Source organism: Streptomyces sp. NPDC050528 (genome assembly GCF_044457795.1).
Classification (GTDB): Bacteria; Actinomycetota; Actinomycetes; order Streptomycetales; family Streptomycetaceae; genus Streptomyces.
The window spans coordinates 72,218-86,173 of record NZ_JBITHH010000007.1 but is presented as its reverse complement, the minus strand read 5'-3'; the positions used below and the strand labels follow the sequence as shown (position 1 = coordinate 86,173).

Here is a 13,956-nt window from a genome sequence, read left to right as displayed (position 1 = left end):
CTGGGGCACCCCTCACGGGACGTCGAGGGCGAGGAAAGCGAACAGGCTGGATTCTTTACAGGAAGGTGAGAAGGAAGCCCGTTCATGGCCTCGCCGAGGCCGACGCTATCAGTCAGGCGGGGATCAGGTCGCGCAGATTTTCGAGACTCACGATCCGGGATCCCGCGGGCAGCTCGTCCGGGCGGCGCAGACCGATGAAGGTGACCGGACCGTCCGGCACCGTCTCGCCGTCCCAGACCGTCACCGTCGTCGTCTCCCCGCTCATCAGGTCGACGAGATGGCGCACGGTGAGCTGCTCGCGCTCGACGATGCCGCGCAGCAGATTGGCCACCGTCACGCGGTTCTCCTCGACCCGGTTCGCCGACGGGCTGCCCTTGAGGTACAGGTGCAGCCACTTCGCGCGCCAGGCACCGTCCTCCCCGCGCAGGAACACCAGCGGCAGGGCGACCCGCCCCGCACCACGCAGCTCCGACTTCATCCGCACGGTACGGGGCTCGAACGGCCGCCCCTGCTGCTCGCCCTCGCGCAGCATGAACCCGAAGAACGACTCCTCGACCTCCTCGAAGCCCTCGCCCGAGAAGATGTTGACCTGCGGCACCACGAATGCCCCGCGCACGGCACCGAGCCGCAGATTGATGAACTCCGAGGCCCCGTCCGGCGCTTCGGTGATGTCACCGGAGTGCTCGCCCTCGGCCTCGGTGAGCGAGGTGTACGACAGCCACGCGTTCGTCGAGTAGTCGGCGTTGAGCATCAGCGCCGACAGGTCGAAGTCGGTGCGCCGCTCGCTCTCCTTCCAGTACACGAAGAAGCGCAGCAACTCGCCCTCGACCGCCGACAACGACCCACGCGGCAGCACTCCGAGCCCGGCCGCCGTCGCCTTCCCGCTCAACGGCAACGCCACGTCCAGCACGTCCGGATCGATCAACAGCCGTTCAGGAGAAGGCAGTCGCCGCCGCGTCTCGTCGTCGAGCACGGCGATCAACCGGTCACGCTCCGCCGGTCCTACGACCGACCGCTCGTCGTCGGTCACCCAGGCGCGGCCGCGCCGGTTCACGAAGACCCGCAACTGCCCGGTGTCCCGGGCCCGGTTGTGCAGGTGCTCGCGCACCGACAGCAGCACCCGGCCCGACACCTCCGGCGCGACCTGCTCGACGGCGGCCACCACGGCGTCCCGCTCCTCCTGCGTGAGCGCCGTGCGCAGCAGCCGGTCCAGCGCGCGGAACAGCTTGCCCGGCGCCGACGTCAGCAACTTCGCCGCCCCCGGCACATCGTGCCGGGCGAGGAGTTCCTCGACCCGGCCTTCGAACGACCGGGCCTCCAGCTCACCCCGCGCGACCGCGAACACCTCGGCGGCACGCGGCAGTTGCGGGTACTCGTGCGGGTGCAGCCGCTCACCCAGCCGCTTCCACGCCTCGCGGTGCGCGTGCACGTCGGCGAGCTTGGCGGGGGAATCTGCGACCACCGAGTCCAGCCCCGCGAGCAGCGCCCGCCGCACCGGCCGCGACGGCGACCGAAAACGCGTCGGCTCCGCCAGCGTCACATCACCGCCCGACAGCGCGCAGGCCAGCCGCAGCACATCGGTCACGGTGTCCAGCAACAGCCCCGAACCCGCCTTCAGCCGGGCCTGGTTGACGATCGCGCGGTTCTCCCGGACCGGAAACGTCTCGGGCTGCGGCCCGTCCACGCACCGCTCGGCCAGCGCCCGCAGATCGCCCTGGTGCTCCTCGCTCAGGGGAGTGGCGCTGCCCGCCAACGCCAGGTACAGGGCGGTGAGTTCATCGGCCAGCTCACCGCCCGCGTGCAGCATCGTGAGCCGGTCGCCCGCCGACTCGATCAACTCGTCCTGCGCGGCGAGCAGTTCGGCGTACGTGTGCTGGTACCTGCCGTACTTCGGCAGACCGAGCAGATTCACCACACCGGTCCGCAGCTGCTTGAGCGTCGAGGACGAGGTCTCCTCGTCGTGGAGCGCGTCGGTGACGCACGCCATCCAGAAGTCCACGGTGTCGGGCACGTTGGCCGGGAAATTGATGAAATAGGCGTTGTGCCGGACGTGATCGCCGACCAGCTCGCGGACGGTCCGCAGCGTGCGTCCGGCGATGCGGACGACCGTCTCCCCGGGCAGCCCCGCCAGTCGTTCCAGCAGCTCCGGGGAGAGCTTGAAGCCGACGGAGAGCAGCACGGCGTCGAACTGCCGCGCCGCGGTGGCGCCTTCACCCACGGCACCCACGGCACCCACGGCACCTGTGGCTTCACCCGCGGGACCTGTGGCTTCGCCCAAGGGGCCGGTGCCTTCACCCAAGAGGTCCGAGCCCTCACCCGGCCCCGCGGGGAGGGGGACGCGGAACGTGTGCCGGAGGACCAGCGGTTCGAGACGGTCGATCATTCCGGCATGGTCCCAGAACCGAACAAGCGGGCGCATTCGGGTTTCACCGTGCCGAGTACCCGGTCTCCACGGTCCCGGATGTCAGGCCAGCCAGTCGTACGCCCCCTGCGCACTGAACTCCGCCTGCCCGCCCCGCAGCAGCAGCCCTGCCGTGGCGAACTCGGGGGCGTCGGCCTGCGCCGCCACGTACGGGATCGCGATGCAGCGCATCCCGGCCGCGTGCGCCGCCGCCGCGCCCGGAGCCGCGTCCTCCAGGACGACACAGTCGGCCGGAGCCGCCCCGAGCCGGCGCGCGGCCTCCAGGAAGACGTCAGGCGCGGGCTTGCCGTGCGCCACCTCGTCCGCCGAGACCACGGTCCGCAACGACGCGTCGAGCCCGGTACCGGTCAGGATCGCCTCGATGGCCTCCGGAGACGAACCCGACGCCACCGCCATCGGCACCCCCTCGGCCGCCAGCAGCTCCACGAACTTCCGCATCTCCGGGTACACGCGCGTGGCGGCCCGGGCCAGCGCCAGATAACGGCGGTTCGTCTCCGCGAGCAGTTCCTCCACCGGCGCCTTCAGGCCGTGGTGCTCCTTCAGGAGGGCGAGGGTCTCCTGGGTGCTGATGCCGACGAAGCGCTCGTGCTGGGCCCACGTGAAGTCCGGGACGCCGTGCTCGGCGAGGGTCTGCCGGGTGGCTTCGTAGTAGTTCGGCTCGCTGTCCACGAGTGTTCCGTCGAGATCGAAGATGACCGAGAGGCCGCCGAGGTTGCTCATGGGTTCAGGATGCCAAGGATCATTTCCCGGCCGCGCGGCCGATCGACTCCACCAGCGGCAGCAGGCGGTGCGGGACGCGCTCGCGCAACGCCATCTCGGTCCGGGTGCGGACCACGCCCGGCAGGCTGATCAGCTGCTGGATCACGTCCTCCAGGTGACCGTTGTCCCGCGCCACGACCCGGGTGAGCAGATCCCCGCCGCCGGTGATCGAGAACGCCTCGACGATCTCCGGTACGGCGGCCAGCGCGTCCCCGACCTCGTCGAGATGCCCCTGGGTGACCTCGATGTGCACGAACGCGAGCACCGGGTGCCCGAGCGCGGCGGGGGAGAGGAAGGGACCCGTACCGGTGATCACCCCGTCCCGCTCCAGCCGGTCGAGCCGCGCCTGGAGCGTGCCCCGGGCGACCCCGAGCAGCCGGGCGTACTCGCGCAGGCTGGTGCGCGGCTGCTCCAGAAGCAGCTTCAGGATGCGGGTGTCGAGTTCGTCCACGCTCATGATGCATGACTGTACCAACGGACCAGTGCATTGCGACTGGGCCATTGGTCCAGTAGATCGAGGGCCACTTGAGCCACTCGGCTCGATGATGCTCTCATGGGCATGTCGATGGCGCTGCGGACCTCCGCGGCGCCTTTTTCATGCCGGTGTCCAGAGGTATGCGCAGGGGGCGGGAAGCAGTGCTGAAAAGGGTGTTCGTGGCTCCGGACCTGGGGCGCGTACGGCTGCGGTTCGCGGCTCGGGCCGTCCTCGGCATCGGCCTCGCGGCCGTCGTCTGCGGGCTGACCGGGCAGTCCCTCGCGGGCGCCGTGACGGGCGGTCTCGCCGCGCTGCTCGCCCTGTTCACCGTCACGGACGCGACCGTGCGCGGGCAGGCCGTCACCACCGCGCTGCTGCCCTGCGTGGGCCTGCCGGTGCTCGCCGCCGCGGCCGAACTGCAGGACCACGCCGTCGCCCGCGACCTCACCTTCCTCGCCGTGGTCGGCGCCGGCGTCTACGCCCGCCGCTGGGGACCGCGCGGCCACAGCCTCGGCGTCTTCGCGTTCATGACCTTCTTCGTGGCCCAGTTCCTGCACGCGACCACGGACCAACTGCCCATGCTGTACGCGGCAGTTGTCCTCTCCGTCCTCACCGCCGCGACGGTCCGCTTCGGGTTCTGGTGCTACGAACGCCGGTTGCCCCCGACCGCCGTACCCGCCCCAACTGCCGCTCGCGGCCTGGCCCGTGTGACCACCCGGCAGGCGGTCCAGGCGACCGCCGGCGCCGGATTCGCCCTGGTCGTCGGCCAGTTGGTGTCCGGCCAGCGCTGGTACTGGGCCGTAGGCGCCACCTGGTGGATCTTCGTGAACACCGCCTCACGCGGCGAGACCGTCGTCCGCGGCTTCCGCCGCGTCCTCGGCACGGTCCTCGGCATCGCCCTCGGCCTGCTCGTCGCCGTACCGGTCCAGGGCGCCCCCGTCCCCACCGCGATCCTGGTAGCGGCCTGCGTCTTCGGCATCTTCTACTCGGCCGCCGTCTCCTACACCTGGATGATGCTCTCGGTGACCTTGATGGCAGAACTGCTCTACGGCCTCCTCGGCGTCCTGAATCCCGCGCTGCTGGCGTTGCGCTTCACGGAGACCGGCGTCGGCGCGCTCGGCGCCGTACTGGCCGTCCTCCTCGTCCTGCCGGTGACCACCCACACCACCACCGACGCCTGGATCCAACGCGCCCTGCGCTGCGTCCACACCTGCACCGCCGAAGCAGCCGCCCGCCTCGCCGGCTCCGTGACGGCCGACCCCGCCGGACGCGTCGCCGAACTGGAGCAACTCCTCGGCCGGGTACGGCTGTCCGTCGCCCCCCTCGTCCACCCGCTGAACCCGATGCTCGGCCGCAAGCGCCGCGCCCGCCGGGTGCTCGCCCTGCTCGACGACTGCGCCCGCGAGATCCGCGGCCTCGTCGCGGTGGCCGCCGACCCGGAGGCCTCCCACGACGCCCGCCTCGCCGCCGCCTGCTGGCGCGTGGAGAGCGCGGTCGAGGCGCTCACCGACGGCGACGCGTCCCGGCTCGCGGCCACGCCGACCAGGGCACCCGCGGAGCCCGCGCTGGCCCACCTGCACGGGCTGGAGCACGCCCTCGCGGAACTCGCCGAGCCGCTGCGCGCACGGTCCGGCGTGCCCCTCGTGAACTGACTCGGCACTTTGGTCTAGACCGGTCATGATCGACTGCTACCGTCACCCCGACAGGACGGAACCGGCGCGCAGATCCGGTGCGCCGACCTGAGTGCGGACCGGAGCACTGACCGAGAGGGGACAGCGGTGGCAGACGGCGGCAGGCGGGGACGGCGGGCCTTCATCGGGTCGTTCACGGCGGCGGGCGGCCCGGGTGTCGTCACGGCGGCGGTGGACGCGGACAGCGGCGCGCTGACCGTCCTGAGCAGCGTCGACGGCGTTCCCGACCCCTCGTATCTCGCCCTGGCTCCCGACGGGGACACGCTCTACGCCGTCAGCGAGACGGCCGAGGGCGCGGTGGCCGCGTATCGCGTGAACGGTGACAAGCCGGAGCCGCTGGGGTCGCCGGTGCGTGTGGGTGGCTCCGGGCCGACCCACCTGAGCCTGTTCGCGGGGCACGTGCTGACCGCCGACTACGGCTCCGGCACCGTCACCGCCGTGCCGGTCGGCCCGGACGGCACGCTCGCGGGCCGCCCCTCCGGACAGCTCCGGCACACCGGCTCCGGCCCGCACGAACAGCGCCAGCAGGGTCCGCACGCCCACCAGGTCCAGCCCGACCCGAGCGGCCGTTGGGCGGTCAGCGTCGACCTCGGCACCGACTCCGTGCGGGTGTGCACGCTGGACGACGGACGTCCCGTACCGCACCGCGAGATCGCGCTCCGACCCGGCTCGGGCCCCCGCCACCTGGCCTTCCACCCCGACGGCGTCCACGCCTACGTCCTCAACGAACTCACGCCGACTGTCACCGTCTGCCGCTGGGACGCCGAGAGCGGCTCGCTGAAGCCGCTGACCGAGGTGGCGGTCCTGCCGGGCCCGCCGGACGGCGATGCCGCCTATCCATCCGGCATCGTGACCTCGCCAGACGGCCGCTTCGTCTGGACGGCGACCCGCGGCGAGGACGTCCTGTCCGTCCTCGCCGTCGAGGGCGACGGGCTGCGCCTGATCGGCACGGTCCCCTGCGAAGGCCACTGGCCGCGCGCCCTCGCCGAGGCCGACGGCCACCTGTACGTCGCGAACGAGCGCTCCGGTGACGTCACTTGGTTCACCGTCGACCCCGCCACGGGCGTCCCGCGCCGCAACGGCTCGATCAAGGTGACCGCCGCGTCCTGCGTGGTGTTCGACTGAGTCCGACGCGTTCACCAGGCACGCATGCCGAAGGGCCCACTCCCGCGTGGGGAGGGGCCCTTTCGGCGCTACGGCGTTACACGTGCCGATGGAGTCAGCGAACCGGCGCGCCCTGCGGCTGGGGCGGGGCGATGCCCAGCGCCGTCGTGTACTTGGCGAGCGCGAGCTTGCCGATCGCCGGGTACGGGCCGAGCGCCTCGGCGGCGGCACAGCCGGCCTCGGCGGCGGCCGCCTGGAGCAGACCCGGGTCGATCTCGGGACCGATCAGGTAGGGCGCCAGCGCCAGTTGCTGCGAACCCGACCCGCGCAACTGTTCCGCGATGGCCGCGATCGAACCTTCCTGGTCAAGTGCCGCCGCCATCACCGGCACGGCGAGACGAGCGGCGAGCAGCATGCCGGTGATCCCGGCCGCCTGCACGGCCTCCTCGCCGCCCACGGAGGCGAGGATGATGCCGTCGGCGGCGGTCGCCACGGTGAACAGCCGCGCGCGGTCGGCACGGGCCAGACCCGCCTCGGACAGCCGGACGTGCAGCGCCTCGGCGAGCAACGGGTGCGGGCCGAGCACATCGGTCAGGTCGGCCGCGACCCGGCTGTCCATGACGGCCTGGCGGACCTGACGCAGCAGCGCGCTGTCCGGACCGGCGAGCAGCGGCACGACGACGGCCACCGGCCCGTCGGGCTCCTTGACGTCGGCGCCGGCGGCCCTGGCCTGCTCGAAGCGGGCGGTGCGCTCCTCAGCGGCGTGCGCGAGCACGGACGTCAGCGTGGGGAACTCGGAGTCGTCCCCGTCGAGATAACCGATGCGGCCGTCGAGACCGGGCAGCTCGGAGCGCGCGATGCTCACGACCTCCTCGGCGAGGCTGCGCGTGGCGGCGCTGGGCGTGCCCGGCACGGCGAGCACCAGCGCGGGCGCGCCCTCGGGAGCCGCCAGCTGCTCGGGTCGGCGGTGCCGCCCGGGCTGGCGAGGTCGCGGCATTCGTACTGGCAGGCCGGACGCGGGCCCAGTGGGGGAGCTCATGGCGAGGCATGTTACTGGCTTCCTGGGCTCCCCTGTTCGGGGAGGGTGCAGGTGAGCGGTATCCGTCCTGTTTTGTCTGATGAGTTACGTACGGATCAGAAGTGATCACCTTGTCCCATTGGGCTCATCCGGACTCACCACGGACACCATCACGCCGTCACACGGCAGCACGAGCGCGCCCACGGCAAGATCACGCGCGATCCGTACGGCACCGTCCAGCGGATCACCCTCAGCCGGAACCACCCGCGCATGCGGCAGCCGTTTCGCCAACTCCTCGTGCAGCGGTACGAGGAGAGGGTCACCCATCTTGAACAGGCCACCGGTGAGCGCGACTTGAGGCTCACCGGCGGTCGGGCAGACGGCGACGGCGGACTCGGCCATGTGTCGGGCGGCGGCCCGCAGGATGCCGGCGGCCACCGGGTCGTCCGGCGCGCACTCGGCGACGCGGGGCGCGAACGCCGCGAGTACGGCGGGTCGGTCCGACCGCGGATACACCTTGCCGGGCAACCCCGCCATCGCCCCGAACTGCTCCTCGGCACAGCTCAACAGCGCCTCGGAACCCCCGTCCCGCCCGTCGTACGCACGCAGCGCCGCCTCCAGCCCCGCCCGCCCGATCCAGGCCCCGCCACCGCAGTCGCCGAGCAGATGCCCCCAACCGTCGGCTCTTCGCCACCTGGTGAGATCGGTGCCGATCGCGATGAGCCCGGTACCGGCGGCGACCACGGCGCCGGGCCGCGTCCCGAGAGCGCCCGCATAAGCGGTGACGGCATCGGCGACGAGCGCGACCGTCCGCACCCCGAACTCACGCGCCAACGCCCCCGGCAACTCGGCCCGCAATCCGTCCCCGAGAGTGGCGAGCCCGGCGGCCCCGATCACAGCCGTGCCCACCTCGGACACCTCGGCGTGATCGATCAACTCGCGCACCATGGGAGCCAGTTGCTCCATGAAATGCCCGGCATCGATCCCGCGGTCACCGGTCCGAACAGGTGCCCCGGACGAGAGCGGCGCGGATCTTCGGCCACTGCCGACCTCGCCCACGACGACCCGGAGCCCGGAGCCTCCCGAGTCCACGGCGAGGAACCCGCCCACGGCATCCGGTGAACCGTCCCCCGGAACCGTCACGGCAGACGCCAGTCCACCGGTTGTCCTCCCTGCCGGACCAGCAGGTCGTTGGCGCGGCTGAAGGGGCGGGAGCCGAAGAAGCCGCGGTCGGCCGACATCGGGGAGGGGTGCGAGGACTCCACCGAGGGCAGGTCGCCGAGGAGGGGCCGGAGGTTGCGGGCGTCGCGGCCCCACAGGATCGACACCAGCGGCTTGCCACGGGCCGCCAGCGCCCGTATCGCCTGCTCGGTGACCTCTTCCCAGCCCTTGCCGCGATGGGCGGCCGGACTGCGCGGGGCGGTGGTGAGCGCCCTGTTGAGGAGGAGCACCCCCTGCTGGCTCCACGGGGTGAGGTCGCCGTTGGACGGCTGAGGGAGTCCCAAGTCCGTGTTCAGCTCCCGGTAGATGTTGAGCAGGCTCGGCGGGAGCGGGCGTACGTCGGGGGCCACCGAGAACGACAGTCCCACCGCGTGCCCCGGAGTCGGATACGGGTCCTGTCCGACGATCAGGACGCGGACGTCGTCGAAGGGCTGCTGGAAGGCCCGGAGGACATTCGGTCCGGCCGGTAGATAGGTGCGCCCGGCGGCGATCTCCGCGCGCAGGAAGTCCCCCATCCCGGCGACGCGTCCGGCCACGGGTTCCAGGGCTTTCGCCCAGCCCGGTTCGACGATCTCATGCAACGGTCGTGGTGCCACGGGCGTCACCCTACTGCCGTACAGGGCCCGGCGATCAACCGGTGGTCGCGGCCCGACCGAGAACGACCGAATCGGCGACGCGTCTGAACGAAGCCTGCCCTGCCGGGAGTTGCCCTTCCGAAGGCCCCCGCCCTCACGCGACCACCGCAGCGCGCACGCACAGCACGTCCGGGAGATGGGACGCCAACTGCCGCCAGCTGTCCCCGTCGTCGTCCGACGCGAACACCTCGCCGTTGCGATTGCCGAAGTACACGCCGGCCGGGTCCGCGCCGTCCGTGCACATCGCGTCGCGCAACACCGTGCCGTAGTGGTCCTCGGTCGGCAGCCCCGCCGACAGCGGCTCCCAGCTCCGGCCCGCGTCCGCCGTACGGAAGACCCGGCACCGGTGCTCGGCGGGCACGCGGTCCGCGTCGGCGTTGATCGGGAACACGTAGGCCGTGTCGCCGCGATGGGGGTGGGCCGTCGCCGCGAAGCCGAACGTGGAGGGCAGGCCCTCGCCGATGTCCGTCCAGTGGGCGCCCGCGTCGTCGCTGCGGTACACACCCCAGTGGTTCTGGAGATACAGCCGGTCCGGGGTCGCCGCGTCCTGGGCGATCTTGTGCACGCACTGGCCGAACTCCGGGTTCGGATCCGGCAGGAACACCGCGGAGACACCGGAGTTGGACGGCTCCCAGCTCTCGCCGCCGTCGCCGGTGCGGAACACCCCGGCCGTCGAGACGGCGACCGTCACCGCCAGCGGGTCGCGCTCGTCGGTGAGGACGGTGTGCAGCCCTTCTCCGCCGCCGCCCGGGACCCACCGCGAACGCGTGGGGTGTTCCCAGAGGGGACGGACGAGTTCGAAACTCTCGCCGCGGTCCTCGGAGCGGAACAGCGCGGCCGGCTCCGTGCCCGCGTACACCACGTCGGGTTCCGCGGCCGCCGGGTGCAGCTGCCACACCCGCTCCAGCGAAGCCCCCGTGTCCTTCGGGAACTTGACCGCCGGTTGCGCCGGCTCGGCCCAGGTCCGGCCCAGGTCGTCGGAGTGGAACACGGACGGTCCCCAGTGAGAGCTGTCACCTCCGGCCAGCAGTCTCGGTGTGGGGCCGCGGGTGTCGACGGCGACCGAATACAGCGCCTGCGCGTTGAAGTACGGACTCTCGTCGAACTCCCAGATCCCACCCCGCCTGCGCCCGATGAACAGGCCTTTTCGCGTGCCCACCGCCAGCAGAACCTCTGTCATGCCGATCACCTCCGCTGCGTTTTTGGCGATTTCGCCCCCCTCACCAGCCAGTCTGCACCCCACCACTGACAGTCACCCCCGGAACCGGCATCACCGCAGCTCAGGCCCGATGTACCGGCCCGTGACGGCAGATCTTCGGCGGCCTCTCGCGAAGTGCCTGCGAAAGCCCCGGCAGCCATGGGAACGTCGAGTCGGGGTATTCGTCGTGAGCATCGAGGAGGCGTCTCCCGTATGGGAGGGCGGTTCGGCATGTCAGTGCGTTCATGAGGAGGATGCCTTCGATGGCGTTCCGAGGTCCGAAGGTGTGGCTGTGGCGGTGGCGGCGGAATCCGCTCAAGCGCCGTGCCGATGCGGTGGAATCGTGGATCGTGCTCGGCGCCTGGCTGATCACCGTCCTCGCCGGGGTGCTCGCCGGTCTGACGGCGACGCGGTCCGTCGAACACGAGCTGGCCCAGGAACGCGTCGACTGGAAACCGGTGGTGGCCCTGGTGACCCAGAACGCCCCCGGCGCGGCCCCCGCCAATTCCAACAGCAGAACGACCGGCGAACCGGTCTGGGCGAAGGTCCGCTGGACGGCCGTGGACGGCTCCTCGCACACCGGCCAGATCCGCGTCCCCTCCGGCAGCGGCATAGGCACACCGGTGACCGTCTGGACCGACCCGCAGGGCCACCTCGTCACCAAGCCCGCCACCGCCGCACAGGCCCAGCTGCGCGCCGTGATGATCGGCTCCCTCCTGGGAATCGGCGCGGCGGCCGTCCCCTTCGTCGGCGCCCGAGCCCTGCGCGGCCGTCTGGAACGCCGACGCATGGACCAGTGGGACGAGGAGTGGGCCCGCTTCGGCCCCCTGTGGGGCCGCAAGACGGGCTGAGCGCCCGGCCGGCGGTGCGCGCCCCTGACCTACGGATCGGACCGGATCGGATCGTAGGCAGGGGCCCTTGTCACGCCCGTCTGTTCGGACCCGCCTGATTTCCAGCGGCGCGTACTTCCCGGTGCACGGGCGGCTTGGCTGGCCCTACTCGACCCGAACTTCCCGGCACAGGGACCCGCCCGATCCCGCTCGTTCAGCACCTCTCCTCATCCGGCCCCGCCCGGTCTCAAGCGGCGGGTACTTCCTGGCAGACGGCCTCGCCCGCGCTTCTTCGCCTGGAACCTCCGGCTCCCACCTCACCCGATCTCAAGCCACCCGCACCTCCCGGCAGACCGCCAACAGCCGCTCGTCCTCCAGAACGTCCTGGCTCCCATGCCCGCCCGCCCGCACCAAGTGCCGTCGCGGAGACGCGAGTTCAGCGTCCACCAGGTCATGCAGAGGCACCCCGGCCGCCCCCATGTCGACCAGACACGCGGCAACGACACCCCGCACCCCCGGATGCCCCACCCAGGCCGCACGCAGCACCGGAAGCACCCTCTCCACCTCCCCGCTGACCTGCCACAGCGCACACGCGCCCGCCACCCGCTCCCACGCGCACTCCGCCTCGACCAGCCGCGCCAACCCGGGCGCCGCAGCCCGCGCCAACGGGCCCAGCCGAGCCAGTACGTCCGCAGCAACCCGGCGCCGCGACGCGTCCGACCCCGCCAACTCCCGTACCAGCACAGGCAGTACGGCCGAGGCATCCCCCTCCACCGACCACAGCGCACCCGCGACGACACCGGCGCACTCGGACTCGAGCAGCCCTCGCAGGGCGGGTACGACCCCCTCCGCACCGCCCCCGAACACCCCCAGCGCCCGGACCGCCGACTCCACGACCCGGTGCCTCAGCCGCACCCCCTCCGCCATCCCACCCAGCAGCCGCAACACCTCCAGCACGGCCTCCCGATCGGCGAGCGCGGTCAGTGCCGACAGCAGCGGAACCGCGCGGTCGTAGGTCTCGGGGGAGTCGAGAGGGACTTGGCCGAGCCGGTGCCGTAGCGCCGGGGCGAGTGGGGCGGCGGACGGGCCGAGGTGGATGATCACGCGTCCCAGATCGTCGGGTACGACCGGCTGTGCGAGGACCTGGGCCAGTACCGGTGTCGCCCGTGGATCGCCGCTGCGGGCAAGGGACTTGAGGGGTCCGCCCAGGGTCGGCGATCGTCGTTCCCAGCGGTGGACCCAGAGGTCGGGGCGTGCGGTCACCAGCGTGTGGAGGTGGTCGGCGGCAGGCGCGGCCAGGTGGAAGAGATCGCCCAGGACCGACACCGCCGCATCCCGCAACCGATCCGACTCCACCCCACCGGGCAACGGACCTGCCCCCACGCCGAGTTGCTCACCGATCAGCTCGACCGGCACCGAGTAGTCGGCCCGCCACTCGCGGAACAACCCCGCCGCCATCCACACCCCGTTGCACCGGTCGGCCGGGTCGGTACTGCTCAACTGCCCCTCCAACAGGGCGATTCGATCGCTCACCCGTCCGCCGAGCGCGGTGTGCAGCGTGCGTAGCAGCAGTGCGCCTTCCTCGTCCGAGGGCCGCAGTCGCCGTAACCGTCCCGCGAGCGTGTCGGGATCCGAGTGGTCCCGGTCGATCAGTTTCGAGCGGCCCGACCGTCGCTGCTCCGACCGCTCCCCTAGCAGCTCGACGACGGTCGGGACCAGGTCGGCGGGGAGCAGATCGGGTGCGCAGCCCGCGAGTTGGCCGAGCGCGGCGAGCCGTAGACCGGGGTCGTAGGGCGGAGTGCCGAGCATCAGGAGGATGTCCAGGGCCTCGGCCGCGTGGGCCGGGTGCCGTCGTACGAACAGGCCGACGCTCTCGGTGAGGGCGCGCAGGACCCGGTCGTCGCGTTCCACCGTGATCCGCTGCCGCAACAGGCCCAGTACGCGGGCGGGTTGGTCGAGGAACCGGACGAGCGCTTCGGCCGCCGCCCGGCGTACGTCGGAGTCCCGGTCCCCGACGAGCACGACGAAGTCCTCGGCCCGCGCACGGACAGCGGCGTCCGCCGGCGCGCCTCGGCCGCCTGCTTCTGCCAACGGACCTTCGCCGCCTGCGTTCGGTGCCGTACTTCCAGCGCCGGTATCCGCCGCTGCACCTCCGACGCCGGTGCCTGTAGCCGTACCTCCAACGCCGATACCCGCAGCCGCCCCGCCGCCGGTATCCATCACGACGTCTCCACCGCCCGCGTCCGCCGACCCGCCGCCGACTCCCGCACCCCCCTCAGGCCCCCGCCCCCGCCCAATGCTGATCAGCAGCTCCACCAACTCACCCCGATCCGCGACCTGTTCGCAGCCCGCCAGCTCGAACAGAAACGGAACGCACGCGAGCGTCGAGTCGTACACGATCCCCTGGTGGTGCACCGCGTCGTACATCCCGTCGAGCGCGGCCGCCCGCTCGACGGGGTCCGTGGAGGCCAGTCCCCGGAGCAGTCCGGGCACGTCCTCGGCGGTGCCGTACGCGTGGCGCAGTGAGGCCCAGCCGACCTCGTCGATCCCCGTGAACACGTTGTCCTCCCCAGGCGCAGTGCCAACTGATCGCGAGTCTGCAC

Annotated in this window: 11 protein-coding genes; 3 read left to right on the top strand and 8 right to left on the bottom strand. The window is 72.0% G+C overall.

Annotated features, from left to right (window positions below):
- Positions 1-112: 112 nt before the first annotated feature.
- The 3 genes from ACIBK4_RS24395 to ACIBK4_RS24385 form a co-directional block, all read right to left on the bottom strand.
- Complete coding sequence (locus ACIBK4_RS24395; protein WP_398997455.1) at positions 113-2,383, bottom strand: hypothetical protein; 2,271 nt, start codon at positions 2,381-2,383, stop codon at positions 113-115.
- 81 nt (positions 2,384-2,464) lie between these two features.
- Complete coding sequence (locus tag ACIBK4_RS24390; RefSeq protein WP_398997453.1) at positions 2,465-3,142, bottom strand: HAD family hydrolase; 678 nt, start codon at positions 3,140-3,142, stop codon at positions 2,465-2,467.
- Positions 3,143-3,161: 19 nt separating this feature from the next.
- Positions 3,162-3,638, bottom strand: a complete 477-nt coding sequence (locus ACIBK4_RS24385) for an Lrp/AsnC family transcriptional regulator (RefSeq protein WP_398997451.1) — start codon at positions 3,636-3,638, stop codon at positions 3,162-3,164.
- A 179-nt stretch (positions 3,639-3,817) separates the two neighbouring features.
- On the opposite strand from ACIBK4_RS24385, the gene ACIBK4_RS24380 reads away from it, so the two are divergent.
- Both ACIBK4_RS24380 and ACIBK4_RS24375 read left to right on the top strand, forming a co-directional pair.
- Positions 3,818-5,308 carry an FUSC family protein gene (locus tag ACIBK4_RS24380; protein ID WP_398997449.1) on the top strand — a complete coding sequence of 497 codons (1,491 nt, stop codon included), beginning with the start codon at positions 3,818-3,820 and terminating at the stop codon, positions 5,306-5,308.
- Between the two features lie 126 nt (positions 5,309-5,434).
- On the top strand, positions 5,435-6,472 hold the full coding sequence (locus ACIBK4_RS24375) for a lactonase family protein (protein ID WP_398997447.1): 1,038 nt from the start codon (positions 5,435-5,437) through the stop codon (positions 6,470-6,472).
- Positions 6,473-6,566: 94 nt separating this feature from the next.
- Here ACIBK4_RS24375 and ACIBK4_RS24370 read toward each other — a convergent pair whose 3' ends face one another.
- The 4 genes from ACIBK4_RS24370 to ACIBK4_RS24355 form a co-directional block, all read right to left on the bottom strand.
- Positions 6,567-7,490 carry a sirohydrochlorin chelatase gene (locus tag ACIBK4_RS24370; protein WP_078652243.1) on the bottom strand — a complete coding sequence of 308 codons (924 nt, stop codon included), beginning with the start codon at positions 7,488-7,490 and terminating at the stop codon, positions 6,567-6,569.
- A gap of 105 nt (positions 7,491-7,595) precedes the next feature.
- Positions 7,596-8,612 carry an N-acetylglucosamine kinase gene (locus ACIBK4_RS24365; RefSeq protein ID WP_398997445.1) on the bottom strand — a complete coding sequence of 339 codons (1,017 nt, stop codon included), beginning with the start codon at positions 8,610-8,612 and terminating at the stop codon, positions 7,596-7,598.
- The gene (locus ACIBK4_RS24360; protein ID WP_398997443.1) at positions 8,609-9,286 is read right to left on the bottom strand and encodes a uracil-DNA glycosylase; all 678 of its coding nucleotides are present in this window, start codon (positions 9,284-9,286) and stop codon (positions 8,609-8,611) included. The genes ACIBK4_RS24365 and ACIBK4_RS24360 overlap by 4 nt, the downstream gene beginning before the upstream one ends.
- Before the next feature lie 133 nt (positions 9,287-9,419).
- A complete protein-coding gene (locus ACIBK4_RS24355) occupies positions 9,420-10,571 on the bottom strand; it encodes a WD40/YVTN/BNR-like repeat-containing protein (protein ID WP_398997441.1) in 1,152 nt (383 codons plus the stop codon).
- 215 nt (positions 10,572-10,786) lie between these two features.
- On the opposite strand from ACIBK4_RS24355, the gene ACIBK4_RS24350 reads away from it, so the two are divergent.
- The gene (locus tag ACIBK4_RS24350; RefSeq protein ID WP_398997439.1) at positions 10,787-11,374 is read left to right on the top strand and encodes a hypothetical protein; all 588 of its coding nucleotides are present in this window, start codon (positions 10,787-10,789) and stop codon (positions 11,372-11,374) included.
- A 306-nt stretch (positions 11,375-11,680) separates the two neighbouring features.
- Here the strand turns inward: ACIBK4_RS24350 and ACIBK4_RS24345 are convergent, their stop codons facing one another.
- Entirely contained in the window at positions 11,681-13,912 is a 2,232-nt protein-coding gene (locus ACIBK4_RS24345; protein WP_398997437.1) for a HEAT repeat domain-containing protein, read from the bottom strand.
- Positions 13,913-13,956 lie beyond the last annotated feature (44 nt).

Excerpts from the sequence above, each read along its gene's own strand:
- ACIBK4_RS24395 (WP_398997455.1), bottom strand. The coding sequence starts at position 2,383 with ATGATCGACCGTCTCGAACCGCTGGTCCTCCGGCACACGTTCCGCGTC.
- ACIBK4_RS24390 (WP_398997453.1), bottom strand. The coding sequence starts at position 3,142 with ATGAGCAACCTCGGCGGCCTCTCGGTCATCTTCGATCTCGACGGAACA.
- ACIBK4_RS24385 (WP_398997451.1), bottom strand. The coding sequence starts at position 3,638 with ATGAGCGTGGACGAACTCGACACCCGCATCCTGAAGCTGCTTCTGGAG.
- ACIBK4_RS24370 (WP_078652243.1), bottom strand. The coding sequence starts at position 7,490 with ATGAGCTCCCCCACTGGGCCCGCGTCCGGCCTGCCAGTACGAATGCCG.
- ACIBK4_RS24350 (WP_398997439.1), top strand. The coding sequence starts at position 10,787 with ATGGCGTTCCGAGGTCCGAAGGTGTGGCTGTGGCGGTGGCGGCGGAAT.